At 49.0% G+C, this 22214-nt stretch carries 14 protein-coding genes; 9 read left to right on the plus strand and 5 right to left on the minus strand.

Annotated elements, in window-relative coordinates; genetic code table 11:
* Positions 1-29: 29 nt before the first annotated feature.
* The 4 genes from VC28_RS01490 to VC28_RS19670 form a co-directional block, all read right to left on the minus strand.
* Positions 30-335 (minus strand): hypothetical protein, encoded by a 306-nt coding sequence (locus VC28_RS01490; protein WP_049629100.1) that lies wholly within the window; start codon positions 333-335, stop codon positions 30-32.
* An 18-nt stretch (positions 336-353) separates the two neighbouring features.
* A complete protein-coding gene (locus VC28_RS01495; protein ID WP_049629101.1) occupies positions 354-638 on the minus strand; it encodes a hypothetical protein in 285 nt (94 codons plus the stop codon).
* Positions 639-656: 18 nt separating this feature from the next.
* Entirely contained in the window at positions 657-869 is a 213-nt protein-coding gene (locus VC28_RS01500) for a hypothetical protein (protein ID WP_049629102.1), read from the minus strand.
* A 309-nt stretch (positions 870-1178) separates the two neighbouring features.
* Positions 1179-1367 (minus strand): hypothetical protein, encoded by a 189-nt coding sequence (locus tag VC28_RS19670; RefSeq protein WP_156184259.1) that lies wholly within the window; start codon positions 1365-1367, stop codon positions 1179-1181.
* Between the two features lie 1052 nt (positions 1368-2419).
* On the opposite strand from VC28_RS19670, the gene VC28_RS01510 reads away from it, so the two are divergent.
* On the plus strand, positions 2420-3340 hold the full coding sequence (locus tag VC28_RS01510) for an HDOD domain-containing protein (RefSeq protein WP_082191357.1): 921 nt from the start codon (positions 2420-2422) through the stop codon (positions 3338-3340).
* A 73-nt stretch (positions 3341-3413) separates the two neighbouring features.
* Here VC28_RS01510 and VC28_RS01515 read toward each other — a convergent pair whose 3' ends face one another.
* Positions 3414-4373 carry a tRNA dihydrouridine synthase gene (locus tag VC28_RS01515; RefSeq protein ID WP_049629105.1) on the minus strand — a complete coding sequence of 320 codons (960 nt, stop codon included), beginning with the start codon at positions 4371-4373 and terminating at the stop codon, positions 3414-3416.
* A 167-nt stretch (positions 4374-4540) separates the two neighbouring features.
* Between VC28_RS01515 and VC28_RS01520 the strand changes: the two genes are divergently transcribed.
* From VC28_RS01520 to VC28_RS19675, 8 genes are all read left to right on the plus strand, one after another.
* A complete protein-coding gene (locus VC28_RS01520) occupies positions 4541-5917 on the plus strand; it encodes a DEAD/DEAH box helicase (protein WP_049629106.1) in 1377 nt (458 codons plus the stop codon).
* A 451-nt stretch (positions 5918-6368) separates the two neighbouring features.
* Positions 6369-7175, plus strand: a complete 807-nt coding sequence (locus VC28_RS01525; RefSeq protein ID WP_049629107.1) for a PhoH family protein — start codon at positions 6369-6371, stop codon at positions 7173-7175.
* Positions 7176-7336: 161 nt separating this feature from the next.
* Entirely contained in the window at positions 7337-8140 is an 804-nt protein-coding gene (locus tag VC28_RS01530; RefSeq protein ID WP_231591613.1) for a putative RNA methyltransferase, read from the plus strand.
* 427 nt (positions 8141-8567) lie between these two features.
* Positions 8568-10361, plus strand: a complete 1794-nt coding sequence (locus VC28_RS01535; protein WP_231591614.1) for a TolC family outer membrane protein — start codon at positions 8568-8570, stop codon at positions 10359-10361.
* Between the two features lie 162 nt (positions 10362-10523).
* Positions 10524-12695: a type I secretion system permease/ATPase gene (locus VC28_RS01540; RefSeq protein WP_049629108.1), complete on the plus strand. Its 2172-nt coding sequence runs from the start codon at positions 10524-10526 to the stop codon at positions 12693-12695.
* Positions 12695-14170 carry an HlyD family type I secretion periplasmic adaptor subunit gene (locus VC28_RS01545; RefSeq protein WP_231591615.1) on the plus strand — a complete coding sequence of 492 codons (1476 nt, stop codon included), beginning with the start codon at positions 12695-12697 and terminating at the stop codon, positions 14168-14170. The genes VC28_RS01540 and VC28_RS01545 overlap by 1 nt, the downstream gene beginning before the upstream one ends.
* Positions 14167-14772, plus strand: a complete 606-nt coding sequence (locus tag VC28_RS01550) for a response regulator transcription factor (RefSeq protein WP_049629109.1) — start codon at positions 14167-14169, stop codon at positions 14770-14772. Before VC28_RS01545 ends, VC28_RS01550 begins: the two co-directional genes overlap by 4 nt.
* A gap of 169 nt (positions 14773-14941) precedes the next feature.
* Complete coding sequence (locus tag VC28_RS19675; RefSeq protein WP_049629110.1) at positions 14942-22189, plus strand: retention module-containing protein; 7248 nt, start codon at positions 14942-14944, stop codon at positions 22187-22189.
* Positions 22190-22214 lie beyond the last annotated feature (25 nt).

Below are 22214 nucleotides of genomic sequence, written 5' to 3' on the forward strand. Positions count from 1 at the left end.
CCGGTGTTTTTTCACCGGCTTTTTAGTTTTTACTGGTATTCAATGAGGATTCTTATCTGCTCCAAATAGCCTTCAACTCCCCATAGAGCGTTTTGTATTGTTTCGTGGCTGAGTCTCTCTGTATCGTCACCGTTAAACTGTAAATCAAGTAGCTTAAGAGTAGCGCTAGCCCGTGAAATTGCGCAAAAAATTGCATCTTTATCGAGCTTGCCTTCATCGCAAGAAAATAAATAATTTTCTGGTGTGCCATTAGGCTGAACTTGAAACGAAACTTTATCGCCGATTGGGTTTGTAACACCGCCAAAAATTGGGTTTGAAATTGTGCCGTTGCTCATTTTGCTCACCAGTTTAAATTAATTTTTAGCGTGAATAAGTGGGTGCACTGATTCGTAGGCGTGGTCGATCATTATTTCCATTTGATCGATATGCCCCTGCACTGACCAAAGCGCCTCTGCGATTGTGTGGGGGTGAATCGTATCTGCACCCTCGGTGTTGAGCGCTACTATCAGCATGGTTAAAACTGCGTTTACTCTACCTTTGGCGCAGTTGATCGCATCGATGGGGAATAATTCATCTTTTGGGATACTCATAAAACCTTCTGGTGTGTCACCGTAGTTTTTTGCGGCTGCTTTGCTCATGATTAATTGCTCCAATGATTAATGAATAACACGGGTTTTGATGAATGCTTTCGGGTTGGTTTTACGCACCCGCTCAAGTGTGGCGAGTGCTTCTACCTGGCTGCTGAATTCACGGGCGATCAATTGCACGTCCCGCACTTTGCGCCGCCAGTCGGTAATAACATCGGTATGGATAGTAAAAACGGCTTGGTGCGCGGTTAAAGCGGCCTGTGATACAGTGCTGTTACTCATTAGCTGATACCCATTCAATCGGTTAATGATGAAGCCCGAGGGTGTTGCCGCACTCTTGGGCTTTTTTATTGGCTTTACGTGGTCTAATATAGACTCAATAAAACACATTATCAATCTATTATTGGCTTTATTTTGTCTAAATTAGACCTTTTTGGGGGTGTTATGTTGTCTGGTGCTCAATGCCGAATGGCTAGGGGCTTGTTGTGTTGGAGTGTCCAAGTGCTTGCGGACAAGTCAGGGGTAGGCACAACCACGATTAAGCGGGTAGAACTAATCGATAGCGTTTTGGATGGGGCACAGGTGCGCACCCTACAGGCCATAGCCAAGGCGTTTACTGATACCGGCAAGGTTCGCTTTGATGGCCTTGATGGGGTGTATATCGTGGGCGAGTGATGCCCATTTGCTTAATGTTCCACGGCTTCCCTGTGTGCTAATCCCGTCTTTATTTCCCGTCGTTGGTGCTAATCCTTCACTGCTCTTGGGGTGCATCACCCCCATATTATCGCCCTTGCATGGGCTTAATTAGACTTTGTTCCCCACTTTCAAAACCCAGTGGGGAACGGTGTTTGGGGAACTTTTCACTAATTAACTATAAGTAAATCAATAACTTAAAAATCGTTCCCCACTTTCCCCGTGTTCCCCACCCAAAAAAGAGGCTAGGGAATATCTGCGCTATAAATAACCCTTCCCCCGCCCCCTTTTAGTGGTGCCACTTGTGCGCGATGTTCCACGCGGATAGATGGCGCTTAATGGCTTTCAGGTTTGTACGGATTAGCCTTTTTATTGTTGGGTTTAGGTCGGCTTTCGCCGGTGTTTGGTAGGTTCTTCCGGTGACTCTAATCAATGCGGGAGGTAGCGCCGTGCTTTCTGCGTAGCTCCACCATGTATAGGCTTCCTTCCTTGGTCGGTGGGGGTGTCTAAAAGTTTTAAGCCCTAGCCTGAATGACCGTTCTCCCCGCATTTATTTCATACCTGGCAAATTAAATATAAAAAGCCAATAGGTAGGGGTAGGTTTAAACCTTGGCTATGATGGATCGGACACCGCACCTTCAATGAGATTTTTACGTACGCCGAATTGAAAAGAGATTCACCATTAGGTAGATGGGAGGGGGTGGGTTAAAACCTTGGCCGTGATCGGTTGGACACCGCACCTTCAATCGTTTTTTTGTGGGCCCGAAAATTATAGGGGGGGGATTAAATGCTATGGGGTATTGGTGTCACCCCCCACCCTTTAGGTTCTTCCCGAGGTTTTTAATCATACGGAGCAATGCCTCGCACTAAATCGCCAAAGATGGTCGGCTATAGGGGGTTGTGGTGGTAAAGATCACCCCCAATTTGTGGGGCACATTTGAAGTCTGGGGGTATATTTGGGGGTATATGGAAAGATCGAATAGGTTGTATGTCAATAAAAACAATGACTTACATTGGTTATTCAAGTGATCCCGAGGCGCCATATACAAAAGCCCGCTTCAATAGCGGGCTTTTTCGTTTCTGCTTGTCGCTGTTGTGTTAAATCTGCGTTATTAAACCTCAATTTTTAACCTCGCTTATTGCTATCCATTCATCCTTTGCTATACCCAAAGCAGGTGGGGGAGGTTGAGGTAACTGTAGCTGCTCCTGCGTCTTGGGTTGGATCAAGTGAGGATATCGTGGAGCTTAAAAATTTAATTGATAACGCACAAAAGTTGCCAAATATTCCTAAAGTAGTACAGGAGTTAATAGAGAGTTTCGGCGACGAAAATATTAACAATGAAGCTATTGCAAAAAAAATCAGCTCGGATCAGGTGTTAACTGCCAAGCTGTTGCGTGCTGCTAATTCGGCCCATTATGGCGGTAACCGTAAGGTAGGTTCGGTAAATGATGCCGTGTTTATCTTGGGTTTTAACGCAGTGCGTACGCTGGTATTGGCCTCGGGTATCACGGGGGCATTTAAGGCACCGGAAGGATTTGATCTTCCCGCTTTTTGGCATAATAGTTTTGCTGTGGCGGCTACCTGTAAATGGCTGGCAAAGTTCTCTAAAGATGATGCTGAAACAGCATTTACCTGTGGGATGATCCATAACATTGGTGAATTATTAATTCACATTTTATTGCCTGAAGAGTGTAAAGAAATTCAAAAGGTTGTAGACAGAGGCGCACGCAATTCTGATATTGAAAAAAATGTGTTGGGATTCAATTTCCCTGAGGCGGGTGCTGAATTGGCTAACCGCTGGAAATTCCCCGATGCAATTGTCGATGGTATTCGTTATCAATTGAATCCATCATCAGCTCCTCAATTTTCGCGCTTCGCGGCGTTGATCAATATTGCTGACTACATCGTGCATGAAAATGAGAAGGGGTCTGATTCTGAATTGCTTGAACATTTTCCTAATGAGCTGGCTACCCAGTTGGGAATCAATCTGGTGAAACTGATGGAGCGAATTGATGAGACCAAAGATTTGATGGGAGGCTTTGACGAATTGCTGCATTGATTCGCCAAGGTTGAATTGATAGCAAAAAGCCCGTGTTCTGCACGGGCTTTTTATTTGATAGATCGACCATAGATTATTGGCAATCTGCCAGCGCTTGTGCGAAACAGATGTCAATTTCAGCCGGTGTTGTTTTGCGTTTGATGGCCTCAAAGAAAACAGCAGCCTGAGGATATTGTCTGCTTAAGTACATCAGCCATTGTTTGACACGATTGCCGCAATTGCGCTCGCAATAAAGTGGTGTTGTCAGCTTGTAGTAGTCGTAGAGCATTTCACAGATTTGTTGCCAGCTCAGTGGTGTGTACTCTTCTTCATTTATATGCGCTTTGATTTGTCGCGCAAGGTCAGGGCAGGCCAGCAGGCCACGACCGAGCATTACATCGGTGCCATTGGATTGTTCGCGGCAGCGCAGGTAGTCATCCACAGACCAAATTTCGCCATTGGCAACGACAGGGATTTTTAATTCCGCGCGAATATCGGCAATGTAATGCCAATACGCGGGCGGCTTGTATCCATCGGCTTTGGAGCGGGCATGAACCGTTAATTCGTTTGCACCAGCTGCTTCTACCGCGCGGGCATTCTCCATGTAGCTATTGCGATCTTCATAGCCCAGGCGGATTTTGGCGGTGACGGGAATCTCCTGGGGGACTGCGTCGCGCACTGCTTTAATAATGGAATAAACCCGGTCAGGTGTGCGTAACAGGCAGGCACCGCCTTCATGGGAATTAACCGTTTTGGCGGGGCAACCAAAGTTGAGATCGATCGCTTTTGCGCCATAACGAACAAGTTCTTGTGCGTTGATTGCCATGGGTTCAGGTTTACTGCCTAGCAGTTGCACACGCACGGGAGTTCCGTTTGGGGTTTTGCAATCGCGTTCCAGTTCCTGTGCATACTTATAAAAGACTTTGTAAGGAAGCTTTTGGTCGGTAACACGGATAAACTCGGTGACACAGCCATCCAGACCGCCAATGCGCGACAATATATCGCGCACATGATGTTCAACAACGCCCTCCATCGGGGCTAGCATAATTCTCATCAGATGACTCAGATCCGTTTACGGATTCATTAACAGGTTTACTTCAAGGTCGGCATTTTAGCGGTTTTGGTTGATAATTTGCCCAGCCCTGCGTAGATTGCGCGGCCTTTTGCGATGTCTTTTTAGTAATAACATCCTATTTTCTGACTGATATATCGAGGTTTTTCATGACCCAGCCTGTTTTCCACGACCTGATTAGCGACAGCCAGTTGCGCAAAGCGATTGATGTATTGGGTTACGAACAGCCAACGCCCGTGCAATTAAAGGCAATTCCGGCTGCAGTAGCGGGTGAGAACCTAATTGTCAGCTCCAAAACAGGCAGTGGTAAAACAGCGGCATTTTTGCTGCCAGCTATTCAATCGATACTGGCAAAACCGCCGGTAAATCGCAGCTCAACCCGTATCCTGATCCTTACACCAACACGCGAGCTCGCGCGTCAGATCGTTAAAAATGCTGAACAACTGTTGAAATTTACCAGCCTGAAAGTGGGCATGATTTGTGGCGGTGAGGAGTTGAAATACCAAAAAGCCATGCTGCGTAAGAACCCGGAAATTGTTGTGGGTACGCCTGGCCGCCTTGCCGAACATGTTATGCATAAATCAACCGAGTTTTCCGGGTTGGAATTCTTGGTATTGGATGAAGCTGATCGTATGCTTGATATGGGATTGAGTGAGGATGTGCTGAAAATTACCGCGACCTGCCGTGCTGAGCGCCAGACGTTATTATTCTCTGCCACCATGGAACAAAAAGGTTTGCGTCATCTCATCAAGCAGGTGATTCAGGGAGAAGCAAAAGAAATTTATATTGATGAAAAACCCAATGCAATTATCCAGCAAATGATGCTGGCAGACGATTACAAACATAAAGAGAAATTATTGATTGCGCTGTTGGCAAAAGCGACGTTTGAGAAGGCAATTATCTTTACCAACACCAAGGCGCGAGCTGCTCAGCTGGATAATTTCCTGCGTTATAACAAATACAAAGTCAGCTGTTTACATGGTGATATCACTCAGGACCAGCGCAAAATTACGCTCGACCATTTCCGGCAAGGGCGTACCCAATTATTAGTCGCGACAGATGTTGCAGCGCGCGGTTTGGATATTCCCGGTGTGGAATTGGTGGTGAATATTGATGTGGCTCATTCGGGTGATGAATACTTACATCGCATCGGGCGTACCGGTCGCGCGGATGCCGAGGGTAGGGCTGTTACTCTGGTCGATGCCAAAGAATGGAATCTGTGCAAAAGTATTGAACGCTATTTGAATGCTAACTTTGAAACGATTGGTATGCCGGGCTTGAAGGGTAAGTATCAGGGGCCGGATAAAGTAAAGGCATCAGGCAAAGCGGTTGGCAGCAAAAAGAAAACTGTCAAAGATGATAAAACCGATGCTAAAAAGCCTAAGGTGAAAGTGCGCGAGCGCGATAAGAAAAATGTTGGTAACCGTCGTGTTCCGACTGCAGTTAAAAATGCCCAGTTGGTTGATGGTTTTGCACCGCCTAAAAAGAAAATCAGTAAAAATCTGGATGATGCCGGAGAGGAATAGGGCAGTGTAATCTGACCTTTTAATGCTTTCTGGTGATGTCATTTTTATTGCAAAGAAGTGATTGACCCAAGTCAAAAATAAGCCTAGTATCAAATCAAGGGTGACGAACACAACCAGTAGTTGCCCGCAACAATCTGAACCACAATGGGTTGCCTTTTTGAAACGCAATTCTGGTTTAGAATCGCAGACAAAAATCGTTTTGTTTGCAGTCATACTTCTGTCATAGCGTTTTGCTTTACTTGATGTGTTTTGTTTATTTGAACGGATATTTGAAATAAATATCTAAAGAATTGAACAGCGCAAACTGATTATGGGTTTGCAACATTGAAAGAGGAGGGTAAACGACCATCATGTAATCCACACAATAACTTGCGTAAATCGGGTGACTCATACTAGCGGGTATTGCCTTAAATACTCGTGTTATTTACCGACCTGAAGGGGATTATGATTTATGGCAAAAAAATCGCATGCCAGACGCAGTGCAAATCACCAACACTATGACGACAACAGTTACTCGACGTCACGGCATAAGTCGCGAAAGAATCCACGGACTGATGACAACATAGTTGACCTTAAATCCCGCTCGCAACAACTTGAAACTGCTTACTCTCCCCCTCGCTCTCCCCAACCGCTCCGCGCGAAAACAAAATCCCAGCAACAATACATCAACGCCATCAACTCTCACATGCTGACTTTTGGTATTGGCCCAGCCGGTACCGGCAAAAGCTATTGTGCAGGTGCGTTGGCTGCCGAGGCTTTGGAGTCTGGCCGAATTGAGCGGATTATCCTTACTCGCCCTGCGGTAGAGTCTGGTGAAAACCTGGGATTCTTGCCCGGTGATCTGGACCAAAAATTCTCGGTCTACATCGATGCCTTCCGCGACATTTTAAATGAGCGTTTGGGAGCAGGCACAGTGGATTACTGTTTACGCCATGGGCGCATAGTGGCAGCACCACTCGCTTTTATGCGCGGCAAAACATTTAACAGCAAAACCTTTGTCATCCTTGATGAAGCGCAAAACACCAGCCCTGCGCAAATGAAAATGTTTTTAACGCGCATCGGTGAAGATTGTAAGGTCGTCATCAACGGTGACATCAAACAAAGTGATATCCGTGGCCCCAATGGTTTGGCTGATGCAGTAGAGCGTTTGCAAGGTTTGCCGAATGTCTACGTGCATGAGTTTGAACGTGAAGATATTGTCCGCAGTGGTTTGGTGCGCGATATTATCGACCGTTATGAGGTGCCTGAAGAGAGCTGAGTTTTTTCATTCATGCTCTCTTTGAGTTGAGGCGTACTGTTTGGTAAAACACATTAAGCATACGCCTCTGCTTTCTCATCTATGACTTGCTTATTAAACGGTGAGTCGCCATCCTGCGCGCTTATTTTTCTGCTTCTCTTCTTATACTTCATGATGATCTTATGAATGATTTGCGTTGCCCACTGTGCAAACAGCCTTTGCAAATAAACTCGCAAGGTGTGGCTTGCGACAATCGCCACCAGTTTGATCGAGCCAAAGAAGGTTATTTCAACCTGCTGCCGGTACAACATAAAAACTCCCGTGAACCAGGGGATGCGAAAGAGCAATTATTGGCGCGCCGACAATTTTTAGAGGCGGGTTTCTTTGAGCCACTGAAGCAATACCTGCAGACGCTGATGCCGACACACGCTCAATCGCTGCTGGATATTGGATGCGGTGAAGGCTACTTCACCCGCGGGTTTGCTGAAGTCTTGCCGCAAGCAAAGGTCTACGGTATCGATATTGCCAAAGCGGGCGTGCGGCTTGCTGCAAAATCTGCGCAGGACAAAAACCGTCATGTATTTGCCGTGGCATCCAGTTTTGATCTGCCTTTTACAGATCACTCGATGGATGTTATTACGCGAATTTATGCCCCCAGCAAAGATGCCGAGTTATGGCGTGTAATAAAATCGGAAGGCTTATTGGTTATAGTAACGCCTGCTGATACGCATTTATTGGAATTACGCCGCCGTATATATCGAGAAGTACGGGCGCATCAACATCCTCCCGCTCCTGAAGGTTTTAGCGCGTGTGGGCAGCATCGTTTGAAAGGCGATTTGATGGTTGATACGCCGGAGTTGTGTGCAGCGTTATTGTCGATGACGCCTTTTGCATGGCGGTTACCCGAAGCGTTACAAGCGGAAATTGTGGCGACGGGAATAAAGGACAGTTTTGACTTTACGATCAGTCTTTATCGACGGATTTGATTGACCAATTTGACCGATCAGAGAGTTCTGTAAGTGGTTTCAGCTTATAGCTATAAGTGCGTTTTTGGTTATAACTAGGAGGTATTCGTCACAAAAGTAAATTCTATTGTGGAATAAATCTTCAGTAAGTTATGATTAAAAGCTAGCTTTGGATGTTTTTTGTGCCATTACGCCATTACCATTACGCTATTAAAAGGTGCGTAATATTAAAAACATGCATCGTCAGGTCTTATCAGTTAAGCGATATCGCCTTGTAGCTATCAAAAGATTTTACCAAAGCAGCGGGTTAACGACCGGAAGTGCATTGGTAGGCTTCGATAGGGATTGTTTTGCCTCCTGCGTATTTTCTTCCTGTTTTTTCCCGTCGCGTTTTGTCTTATTTCATTTATAGCGGTTGCCCTGTGCAGCTCAATGTGGAAAACATTACATGACAGCTTCTTTATCAGGCCGTATCTCTCTGGTCATCCATTCTGTGGTGCTGGTGTCTATTTGTGCGTTATCGGGTCAGGTTGCAGCGCAAGCCCAACAAGCCGCAAACACAGTAAAAGATGCAGCATTGCAAGCGATAGAGTCCAACCCTGATGTTCAAGCCAGCTGGCATGAATTCCGTGCTGCCATCCAGGATGTGCGCGTTGCGCGGGCAGGCTACTTGCCATCGGTTGATGTTGGCACGTCAACGGGAAAATCCAATCGCGATTACGATGGCCGTGCGAGTTACACCAATAATCAGGCTCAGGTGACTCTCAGCCAAATGCTGTTTACCGGTTTTCGCACATCGGGTGAAGTGGCTCGTTTTGATGGCGTGCGTTTGGTGCGCTACTACGAATTGTTGAATACGGTTGAAACCACTGCGCTTGAAGCGGTGCGCGCCTATGAAGATGTCAAACGCGACCGTGAGTTGGTGAAATTGGCGCGCAATAATTACGCAAAGCATCAGGAAGTATTTAATCAAATCCAGGAGCGTGCTGAATCCGGTGTTGGTCGTCGTGTGGATCTGGAACAAGCTGCTGGGCGTTTGGCGTTGGCGGAGTCCAACTTGTTGACCGAAGCATCCAACTTGCATGATGTCACAGCGCGTTATTTGCGTGTTGTTGGCCAATTGCCGGCAGACGATCTTGCGGAAGTAGATTTAGCCCGGCAAACACTTCCGGAAAATATCCGTACCGCATTGACTCTGGCTTACCAAGGCAACCCCGGTTTTCATGCAGCGATAAAAAATATCAGTGTTGCGCAAGCCGCCGTAAAAGTAGAGCGTTCTGGTTATTATCCAAAAGCAGAATTGCGCGCGCGTCAGGTGACCAGCCGCAACCAAAATGGTTTTGATAATCGCACAGACCCAGATAGTTACGGCGATGAAAGCGCCGTAGAGCTTGCGATCACTTACAACCTTTACAGTGGTGGAGCTAACCGTGCAGCGGTGCGCCGTTCATTGGAGCAAGTGAATCAGGCAAAAGATTTGCGTGATCAAGCCTGCGTGGATTTACGCCAGAATACACAAATTGCTTACAACGATGCGCAGCGTATTCGTGAGCAATTAACATCATTACAACAGCACCGCATGTCGAGCGATAAAGTGCGTACGGCTTATGCAGAGCAATTTAATATTGGCCAGCGCACCCTGCTTGATTTGTTGGATGCCGAGAATGAATATTTCCAGGCAAGCCGTGCGTTAATTATTGCCAACAGTGAATTGGAATTAGCCTATGCCCGTTCCTTGGCTGCGATGGGCAGTCTGTTGCCTGCGTTGGGAATTGTGCGCGATGGCTTGGGTATTTTGCATGACACCAAAGTAGAAGATACGTTGAACATTTCGGCATCGGCTTGCCCGGATGATGCGCCTGTCGCATTAGGCCGTGATGATTTGATCAGCGCCGTAACACCACTCGCGGGCGATGCCTTATTTGATGTGGGCAGCTCGGAATTAAAAGCAGGTGCTGCGCAGAAATTGGATCAATTAGTTGCCGATATTAAAGCGACCGACAATGTAGTACAGATCAATATTGCCGGACATACCGATAACACCGGAACCGATGCATTGAATATTCCGCTGTCTAAAGCGCGCGCGCAACGTGTGCGTGATTATTTTGTGCTGAATGGTTTGGAATCTATCCCGATGACAGTCGATGGTTTTGGTTCTACCCGCCCTGTTGCCGACAACACCAGTGTGGCAGGTAAGGCGGCGAACCGCCGTGTTGATGTCACTGTCACCCGTCGCGAATAACGACGGACAGGGTTTGTATTAAAAATGAAACGCATCAAACCGGTAGATTTGATGCGTTTTTTTATGTCTGGATATTGGCAATAAAATTGCGTGCGGCCTAATGGCCAACTATATTACAAAAGCTTTTTTCCTGACCGCCTGCCTGCTGCACCCGGAGTGACAATGACCCTTGATGTTCAACCAACCACGGATGTTTCTCCGGTAGCCAATAGTGGTGGGCCACTGCTTGAATGTTTATTGCTGGTTGCGCGCGCGCATCAGCTGGTGTGTACCCGTGAATCATTGCTGGCAGGTTTGCCGTTGGATGCGCAGCAATTATCACCATCGCTTTTTCCCCGTGCTGCTAAACGTGCAGGGCTCGCCAGTAATATTGTGCAGCGCGATTTGTTGCACTTAAACCCTGCATTATTTCCCGCCGTATTATTGCTGCAAGATAATCAGGCGTGTGTGTTGCTCTCGTTAGAGTCCGATAGCGCCCGGGTGTTGTATCCGGAATTGGGCGATGCAGTAGTCAACATTCCCATAAACCAATTACAAGAACAGTTTACTGGACGTGCATTTTATGTGCGCCCACAAGAGCGCTACGATTTGCGCGCAGCAGAAATTGGCAAAACAGCCAATAGTAAAAATCGTGATGCTCATTGGTTTTGGGGCGTGATTGCAGAGCATAAATATTTATATCGCGATGTATTGCTTACTGCATTGCTCATTAATTTTTTTGCGTTGGTATCGCCACTGTTTGTGATGAACGTGTATGACCGTGTGGTGCCCAACCATGCGACGGATACCTTGTGGGTACTGGCAATTGGGATGTTGATTGCGATCAGCGCTGATTTTGTGCTGCGCATGATGCGTGCCTGGTTTGTAGACCTTGCAGCAAGCCGTGTTGATGTCACCTTGTCGGCGTCTATTATGGAGCGGGTGTTGGGGATGAAACTCTCTGAACGGCCTGCATCGGTTGGATCTTTCACTGCGGGTTTGCAATCCTTTGAAGCAATCCGAAGTTTTATTTCATCGGCAACCATTTTGGCGCTGGTTGATTTGCCCTTTGTGTTGTTGTTCCTGATTGTGGTGTTGTTAATTTCCTGGCCGCTGGTATTTCCGGTATTGGTTGGTGTTGCATTGGTAATGATTTATACCGCTGCCGTGCAACACAAAATGCATTTGCTGTCTGAAAATTCCATGCAGGCATCGGCGCAGCGCAATGCCACTTTGGTTGAAAGTTTACATGCGCTGGAAACCGTAAAAATATTAGGCGCAGAAGGGCGCATGCAATCCATTTGGGAAAAAACCACACTGTTGGTTTCGCGCGTGGGTGTCAAAATGCGTTTGCTATCCGGCTCGGTGGGCACAAGCACTTTGTGGATCCAACAAGCGGTATCAGTAGTCATTATTATTGTCGGCGTGTATCAAATTATTGAGGGCAACCTGAGTCAGGGCGGGTTGATTGCAGCTTATATGCTGGCATCGCGCGTGATGGCTCCAGTAGGCCAAACGGCCGGCTTGTTAATGCAATATCACAATGCTGCAACGGCGCTGACGGCACTGGAACAGATTATGGAAAAACCAGTGGAGCGCCCGCTGGACAAACAATGGATCAGTCGCCCGCATTTACAGGGCGGTATTGAATTTAAAAAAGTTGCGTTTAAATATCCGCAAGATGAGCGCGAGGTATTGCGCGATGTATCGTTCAAATTAAATCCCGGTGAACGTGTTGCGATTCTTGGCCGCAATGGTTCCGGCAAAACCACTATCGAAAAATTAATCGCCGGTTTGTATGAATCAACATCCGGTACCGTCTTGCTGGATGGAATTGATATCCGTCAACTTGACCCTGCGGAGCTGCGCCGCAACATGGGTTATGTATCGCAAGATGTGAATTTATTTTTTGGTTCGCTGCGTGACAATATTGCCTTTGGTTCGCCTCACGCGACGGATGAAATGATTTTGGAAGCGGTGCGCTTGAGCGGGCTCACGGATTTTGTAAACCAACATCCGATGGGATTGGCGATGCCGGTAGGTGAGCAAGGGCAGTTATTATCGGGCGGCCAACGCCAGTCGGTCAGCATTGCGCGCGCGTTGTTAAATGATCCTTCTATTCTTTTGCTGGATGAGCCCACCGGTTCAATGGATCACACCAGTGAAGAAGAATTCAAACGCAATCTAATGCGTTTTGCCGCGCACAAAACCTTGCTGGTGATTACACATCGCACCTCGCTGTTGGAGTTGGTGAATCGCATTATTGTGATTGATGCTGGCAAAATTGTTGCAGACGGGCCTAAAGACCAGGTTGTGGAAGCCTTGCGCCAAGGTCAGATTGGGAGGGCTTCTTGATGAGCCAGACCAATATGCCGCATGAGCTACCAAACACAGCACAAACCGCTGCGCAGAAAAAAATGACGCGCGACCAGCTCTGGTTTGAAAAGCTCGGACGCTGGTTGGATAAATTGGGAATTCCTGCAAGCCGTATGATTGATAAGGCGTATGCGCGCTGGCTTGATCCATTGCATGAGCAACCCAAAGATTGGGTGACCGATTCGGATTGGGCGCGTTTGCAACAAGAACCGATTAAAGCGCGCTTGTTGTTGCGCATGATCGCGCTGATTATTTTTATATTGTTAGTGTGGGCTGCGTTTGCACCTTTGGATGAAGTGGCGCGCGGTGAGGGTAAAGTAATTCCGTCATCGCAACTGCAAGTGATCCAGTCATTTGATGGCGGTGTTGTGCAAGAGGTGTTGGTGCGCGAAGGGCAAATAGTCAACAAGGGCGACTTGTTGTTGCGTATTGATCCCACGCGGTTTATTGCGACCTTTCGTGAAAATCGCGCGGAATATTTATCGTTGCAGGCGCGCGCTGCACGCTTGCAAGCATTGACCTCCAACAGTGAATTCACTTTGCCTGACGATTTATCGAGCGAGGCGCCGGATATCGCTTTGCATGAACGTAATCAGTATGAATTTAACCGCAAGGAATTAGACGAGCAATTAAGTATCGCCCGCAGCCAGCTGGATCAGCGTACCGAAGAATTAAATGAAGTCCGTGCAAAATTAACCCAGGCAACGCGCGCGCTGGAGTTGGCAACCCAGGAGTTAAATGTCACCAAACCTTTGTTGGCGAGCGGTGCTATTTCGGAAGTGGAAATTTTGCGCTTGGAAGGTGAGGTCGCGAATGCCAAGGGCGCGCGCGAGCAATCGCTTGCACAAGAATCGCGTTTGTTATTGGCGATTGAAGAGTCGCAAGGAAAATTGCGCGAGACAGAATTGCAGGCGAATAACAAATGGCGTGCAGAATTATCGGATGTGTTGAGCAAAATCGCTGCGCTTACGGAGAGCAGTACTGGCCTTGCCGACAAAATTAAATTAGCCGAAATCCGTTCACCGGTGCGCGGTACTGTGCAACGTGTGTTTACCAATACGGTAGGCGGTGTGGTGCAACCGGGGCACGAAGTGATTGAGATGGTGCCGCTGGATGATGATTTATTGGTGGAGGCGAAAGTGTCGCCCAAAGATATTGCATTCCTGCACCCGGGGCAGGAGGCGATTGTGAAATTTACCGCCTACGATTTTGTTGTTTATGGCGGTTTGCGCGGAAAAGTGGAGCACATCAGCCCCGATACCATCACCGATGAAAAAGACCGCACGTTTTATATTGTGCGGGTGCGCACTGAACGCGCCGGTTTTGATCCAACACTGCCGATCATGCCGGGGATGATGACGCAAGTGGATATTCTTACTGGCAAGAAAACCGTATTGGCGTATTTGTTAAAACCCGTGTTGCGCGCACAACAAAATGCGATGACTGAACGATGAGCCAACATTTGTTTATTGCGCCTGCGGATATCCAATCACCGCGTTGGCGGCAGGCATTCCCCACTGCGTTTTTTGCACAGGATGCAACGCTTCTGACGCACGCCGATTGCGTGTGGCTGCTGGTGCGCAACGATGACGATATGCGTGCGTTGCAATCTATCGCTGCGCACGGAAAAAAAATCATCGCCATGACCCAGATCGAATCGGGCGAGCAAGCGCGCAGCGTATTGGAATCGGGCGCGAGCGGTTATGTGCATTATCTGGCGGCCGCTTCTGTGCTGGAGCAGGTTGCGCAAGTCGTCGCTGCAGGTGGTATGTGGTTGGGCGCGGACTTGATGCGCCAGCTGGTATTGGCAACCGCGCGCAGTTTGCCAGCGACCAAGCCGGTCAATGGCAAACCGGTCGATTTAACCCAACTGACCAGCCGTGAGTTGGCGGTCGCCGAGCGGGTGGCGGCAGGCAAGACTAATAAAGAAGTCGCGCGCGAGCTGGATATCACCGAGCGCACAGTGAAGGCTCATTTGGGTTCTGCATTTGAGAAGCTCAATGTGCGTGATCGTTTGCATCTGGTGTTGGTCATGTCGGGGCGGGCTGTCACTTAAAACCTTTTTTGAAAAATCCTTCATTTTTTTGTCGTTATTCTTATAAGTAGATAAAAATAATCTGCTTATTGTCCTTTAGTCCAATGGCGTAATTTTCATCACTTACTAGACTGCCCAACATACCCTCAATGTGAGTTGGTTCACATTCAATATGACCCGGAGTCAGTCTATGAGTAATGCCGTTGCAACCGTTGCGTTCCTTCAAGGTCAAGCCTGGGCGAAAGCGCCTGATGGCAGCTTGCGCCCTTTGTCTGTGGGCAGTGTCCTGAATGATGATGAAGTGCTGGTCACCGCCCAAGGTGCCCAGGTGCAACTGGATTTTGGCAATGGTGAGCCTGTTGCCATCAACGGTGGTCAGGAAGTGGCCATGAGTCGCGACTTCAACGCTGACACGGCGACAACGGCAGATGAGGCCGAGTTGGATGGTGCCAGCGTAGACGAGGCGTTGACGGTTCTGGAGCAGGGCGGGGACCTGTTGGAAGAGTTGGAAGAAACTGCAGCAGGCAATAGCGGCGGTGGTGGCGGTTCCGATGGTGGCAACAGCTTTGTGCGCCTGAGTCGCACCCTGGAGTCAACGGACTCTCTGGCATTCAATTATCAAGTGAGTTCGACAGGCGCTGGCGGAGCCGGAGAAAACGATGCGGGTGTCAGCGGTTACATCAACCGCGCTCCCGAAGCCATCGATCAAAGTTTGTCTGGTAATGAGGATGAAACCATTGCCGGCCAGATTATCGCCTCGGACCTGGAAGGCGATACGCTCACCTTCACTCTGGCTAGCGCACCGGTTAATGGCACTGTGGTGCTGGATGCTGCTACCGGCCAATTTATATTCACCCCCAATGCCAACTACAACGGCAGTGACAGTTTTGTCGTCACAGTGACCGACAGTCGCGGTAATGCAACGACTACCACAATCAGTTTGACGATTGCGCCAGTGAATGACGCGCCTACCACCAATGACATCAACCTCACCACCGATGAAGACACGCCGGTGAATGGTCAGGTGGTCGCGCAGGATATCGAAGGCGATACCTTGACCTATGTTGTATCTGGCCAACCAACCAGCGGTACTGTGACCCTTGATCCGGCAACCGGTGGGTTTGTGTACACCCCCAACCCCGACTTTAACGGTAGCGATAGTTTTGTTGTGACCATCAGCGATGGCAATGGTGGGACTGCGACCAGCACAGTGCGGATTGGTGTGAATCCTGTCAACGATGCCCCGGTGAGTAGCGACCAAAACCTGGCAACACCGGAAGATACTCCGATTGATGGTCAAGTGACTGCCAGCGATGTTGATGGCGATACCTTGGCTTATAGCGTCTCTGGTCAGCCTGCTAACGGCACTGTCGTGCTTAACCCTGCAACGGGTGAGTTTACCTATACCCCTAACGCCAACTACAACGGCAGTGACCGCTTTGTGGTCACCATCAGCGATGGCAATGGCGGCACCACGACCAGCCTCATCAACATTGGTGTAACCCCGGTGAATGATGCGCCGGTGAGCAGCGACCAAAACCTCACAACGCCGGAAGATACTTCCATCAGCGGCCAAGTGGCTGCCAGTGATGTCGATGGCGATACCCTGGCCTACACGGTTTCTGGCCAGCCAGCCAACGGTACAGTGACCCTGAACCCTGCCACCGGTGGATTCATCTACACCCCGAATCCGAATTACAACGGCAGCGACAGCTTTGTTGTCACCATTAGCGATGGCAATGGCGGCACCACAACCAGCCGTATCAACATCGGCGTAACACCGGTGAATGACGCGCCTACCGCAAGCAACCTTAACCTGACTACCCCGGAAGACACGCCCATTGGGGGCTCCATCAGCGCCGCCGATGTAGATGGTGACAGCCTGACCTTCTCGGTTTCCGGTGCTCCATCACAGGGTAGCGTCACACTGAACCCTGCCACAGGCAGTTTCACTTACACCCCGAATACGGGTTACAACGGCAGCGACAGCTTTGTGGTTACCATCAGCGATGGCAATGGCGGCACTACCACTAGTGTCGTGTCTATCGGTGTGACACCGGTAAATGGCGCTCCCACGTCAAGCAACCTGAATTTGACCACCGATGAAGACGTACCGGTGAATGGCGCTATCAGTGCGAATGATCCTGATGGCGATACCTTGTCTTACAGCATCACAGGCAACCCGGCGAGTGGCACCGTGGTGTTGAACCCCGCAACGGGCACATTTACCTATACCCCGAATTCTGGTTACACCGGTGGTGACAGCTTTGTGGTGACAATCAATGACGGTAACGGTGGTACTACTACCAGTACGGTCACGATTGGTGTGAATCCGGTTATTCCCGTTAACCAGGCCCCGGTTGCAGTAGGCGATGCATTCACTGTTGCTGAAGGCGGCACCCTCACAGTGACCGCGGCCAATAAAATCACCTTGAATGACACTGATGCAGAGAGTGATCCATTAACGGCAATCCTGGTCACTGGCCCATCTAACGGTACATTGACTCTCAATGCCGACGGCACTTTCACTTATGTTCATAACGGTAGTGAAACAACAACCGACAGCTTCACCTATAAAGTGAATGACGGTACCAGTGATAGTAATACCGTCACTGCGAGCATTAATGTGACACCTGATAATGATGCGCCGGTATCTTCCGACATCAACTTGACTATGGACGAAAACACCTCGGTCAGTGGCAGCATCAGTGCAAGCGATCCGGACGGCGACCCTCTGCATTACTCGGTGAAAGGTGGCAACGCCCACGGCACTGTTATCATGAATCCTTCAACTGGTAACTTTATCTACACCCCTAACCAAGACTACAGCGGAAGTGACAGCTTTGTCGTCACAGTGCGTGATGATAAGGGTGGCTCGGTAGACATCACTGTAAGCATTGTGGTTAACCCGATTAATGATGCGCCTACTGCTGTGGATGATGCCGTGTCAGTACGTCAGGACACCTCGGTAACGGTGGCTGTGAAGGCAAACGATACCGACCCGGAAAACGACAGCCTCTCAGTGACTGGCGTTACCCAAGGTGTTCATGGTTCGGTGGTGATTGATGCGGTGACGGGCAATCCCATCTACACACCGAATGCCGGTTATGTTGGTACTGACACCTTTACCTACACCATCGACGATGGCAATGGCGGCACTGACACCGCCAATGTGACGGTCACGGTGACTGCCAATACAGCACCTGTAGCAGTGGCCGATTCTATTACCTTGTTTGAAGGCGGTGTTGCCACGAGTCTGGATGGTGGTGCTACCAGTCTGCTGGCAAACGATACAGATGCCGACGGAAATCCGTTAACAGCTATATTGGTTACTGGTCCAGCTCACGGAACCCTGACACTCAACGCCAACGGTACTTTCAGCTATATCCACGATGGCAGTGAAACCACGGTCGACAGTTTCACCTACAAAGTGAATGACGGTACTGTGGATGGTAATACCGTGACTGTTAACATCAATGTCACGCCGGTGAATGAAAAGCCGATCGCGGTTGATGATTTCTACACAACGGCAGAAGATACACCCATTGTGTTCGATCTGGCTGATTGGCTGCTTAACGATTCGGACCCGGATGGCGATACCATTGCAGCATTCAGTGCGGGTGCAGTAGTCAATGGCACCTTGTCCTATGTGGGCGGCAAACTGACCTTTACCCCTAACGCTGAATACAGTGGCCCAGCGTCATTCAAGTACAGCATTCATGATGGACATGGCAACACTGCCACAGCGACGGTTCACATCACTGTGACTAACGTGGATGACCCTAGTGTTTTGCTGGCTGATGTCGTCAATGCCAATGAAGACACAGTGGCCAGTGGCAATGTGTTGTCCAATGACACCGACGTAGACAGCCCACTGCAAGTCGTCACCTTCGTTATGAATGGCACCGGCTATAGCGCTGGCGATCTGGTCAGTGTGCCGGGTATCGGCAGCCTGACTTTGCAAGCGAGTGGTGCCTTTACCTTTACGCCAGTAGCCAATTACAACGGTCCGGTTCCCCAGATTACCTACACCACCAATACGGGCCTTAGTAGCACACTCGATATCACTATTGACCCTGTCAATGATGCGCCGGTGGCCAATAATGACTCCATAACCACCACCCAAAACGTGGCGGTGGAAATTACCCTTTCAGACCTGACAGCAAACGACACCGATATCGATGGCCACACTTTGACAGTGTTCGCCGCCGGTGCAGTAACTAACGGTTCCCTGGCTTATATCGGTGGCAAGTTGCACTTCATTCCTGCCAACAACTACACAGGCCCTGCTTCGTTTACATACAGCATCACTGATGGACATGGCGGTACCAGCTCTGCAACGGTCAATATCACCGTCACTGCAGCACCTAATGTATTGCCTGAAACCAATGCGTTAACAGTTTCCGGCGATGAAGACACACTCATTACCGTCAACCTGTCGGGTAGCGACAGCGACGGTACCGTTGCGGGCTATGTCATCAAATCCCTTCCGGCCAATGGTTTGCTGTATAGCGATGCGGCTATGACCACCTTGGTGAATATTGGTGATCTGGTAACCGGCCCCGTGTATTTCAATCCAACCGCTGACTGGAACGGTAATACCAGCTTCAGTTACGCCACAAAGGATGATCAGGGGTCAGAAGATGCCACGCCTGCGACAGTAAGCATCACCGTCAACCCTGTGGCTGACCCAGCCCTGATCGGCTCAGGTACCGGTAGTGTGAAAGAGGATACTCTGGCGCAAACAACGACCAGTGGCACTCTGACTATCAGCGATGCCGATGCAGGCGAAGCTTCATTTAATGCCAGAACCAATAGCCCCGGCACTTACGGACATTTCTCGATTGATGCGGCGGGCAATTGGACTTACAACATTGATAACACCAACCCTGCTGTTCAGGCACTGAAAGAAGGTGAGATCAAGCAGGACACGTTCTCTGTCACCAGTCTGGATGGCAACAGCACGACAGTTACCATCACTGTGCTAGGTACTAACGATGGTCCTGTTGCGATGGCCGATACAGCCAGCGTCAACCAAGATACAGTCCTGACTCTTACCCCCGCGCAATTGTTGGTAAACGATACCGATTTGGATGGCGACACTTTGTCTATCGATTCCGTACAAGGGGCGGTTAATGGCACTGTGAATCTGGTAGGGGGTAACGTGGTATTCACCCCAACGGCGGGTTATCACGGCCCGGCATCCTTCACTTATACCGTTATTGACGGCAAGGGCGGAAGCTCGACCGCCACCGTAAGTGTCACTGTTGCCAAATCCAACACAGCTCCCGATGCGGTAGACGACCCTGCAGGTTCATCAGCGTATTCAGTTGCATTCGGCGATTTCTCTGCATCGGACTTGTGGACCAATGTAGACAGTAAAGGGATGACAGTTAACCTTTCAGGCTACAAGGCCGACAATACAGCGGCATCTCTTTACATAGGCACCGTAGACGGTAATGCCAATACCCTTGGTATTCAGGGAACACCAAGAGGCACTTCTCTAGTGCCGGATCAGATTGAATACGATATTGCGACAGGAAAATCTGAAGCTTTGGTGATGACCTTCAATGGCAACCTCAATCAAGCCAATTTCAGTGTTAGCCGGCTGTTTCCGGGAGAAAACGGCGGTGAAGTGGGTGTATGGGAGGCGTACTTCGATGGTGTATTGGTGGCCTCAAGTACCTTTCGCTTATTGGGAAGCAGTGAACAGGGTAGTTTTAGCATCAATACCGGTAACGTTGTATTCAATAGTATTAAATTCAAGGCTTTGAGTACGGTCGACGGATCTGGCGATGGAGGTGATTACTTCCTGACTGGATTCAGAGGTGCAGGTCCTGCCTCTATCAATGGCTCTCTTAAGGTGATTGAAGGTGTTGCAAATACCATCAGTGCTGCAAGCTTGCTTGCCAACGATAGCGATCTGGATTTGGATACTCTGAGTATTTCAAGTGTGCAGGGAGCAGTGAATGGTACAGTGAGTTTGGTTGGTGGAAACGTCATGTTTACCCCTACCAGCGGCTACGTAGGCACTGCCAGTTTTACTTACACCCTGAGCGATGGCCACGGCGGTTCTGATACTGCAACCGTCAGCTTGTTGGTTGGACGCAGTAATCAGGCTCCTACCCTCGGTGACGATAGCAGTATGACCAAAATGAATACGGCCATCAGCATTCCCACTTCTGTTCTGCTTGCTAACGATTCTGATGCTAATGGGGATGCGATGACGCTCGTCAGTGTCCAGGGGGCTACTAATGGAACCGTTAGCTTATCAGGCTCAAATGTAGTCTTTACGCCTGTCACTGGATTTGAAGGTGCCGCCCGCTTTACCTACACCGTCCGTGATGCTCTTGGTGCAACCAGTACTGCCACCGTGAATGTCACCGTAGGCTCGGCAACTACACCTAGCATGGTTGTTACCAAATCACTGGTTGCAGTTGCCCATGGTACCGGTGGAACCAGTGTGAAATTCCCGATTATCACCAAGCTGGTGGATACCGATGGCTCAGAAACCCTTTCAATTAAAGTCAGCAATGTGCCAACAGGGCTGAGTTTTAATGCAGGAACCAATTTGGGTGGTGGCGTCTGGCAATTTACCGAAGCGGATCTGCCCAACCTGACATTAAACCTGCCAGGCAGCTATACAACACTTGCGACTAATCTGACTGTGCAAGTCACCTCTACCGAAATTAACGGTGGTGCAACAGCATCTGTATCGAATGTGGTGACATTGAAGGCAGCCTACACAACAGTAGATATCACCACCACAGAATCTGGTAATTACACAGGGTCATCTGCCAATGAATTTATTCAGGGTGGTAACGGCAATAATACGATTAACGCTAGCAGCGGTAACAACGTTGTTTATGGCGGTGCCGGTGATGACAACCTGAGTGCGGCGGCCGGTTCGGATGTCTTTTTTGGTGGTAGTGGTAATGACACCATCAATGCTGGCTCCGGGTCTGACCGTATCAGTGGTGGTTCAGGCAATGACACGCTTATTGGTGGAGATGCCGGTGAAAACTTTGTGGATGTCTTTGTCTGGTCACTGGGGGATCAGGGGGCAGCTGGTACGCCCGCGGTCGATACCATCCAAAATTTTTCAACAAGTGCAGCAGGCAGTAATACCGCTGGTGGTGATGTATTGGATCTGCGTGATTTGTTGCAAGGCGAATCGGTTGGGGCATCCAATGGTGCGGGCAATTTGGCCAACTATCTCCACTTTGAAATATCAGGGGGCAATACTATTATCCATATCAGTCATACAGGTGGGTTTGCGGCCGATAGCCATTCTGTTGGTGGAAGCTTCACCAGTGGTGCAGAGACACAGCAAATTGTATTGAGCGGTGTGAATCTGCAATCACTTTACAGTGGCGCTACAACTGATCAACAAATTATTACCCAGCTACTCAACAATAATAAGTTGATTACTGATTAATAAAAAATGTTTATTGCGAATAAAA

The sequence above is a fragment of the Cellvibrio sp. pealriver genome (assembly GCF_001183545.1).
Lineage (GTDB): Bacteria > Pseudomonadota > Gammaproteobacteria > Pseudomonadales > Cellvibrionaceae > Cellvibrio.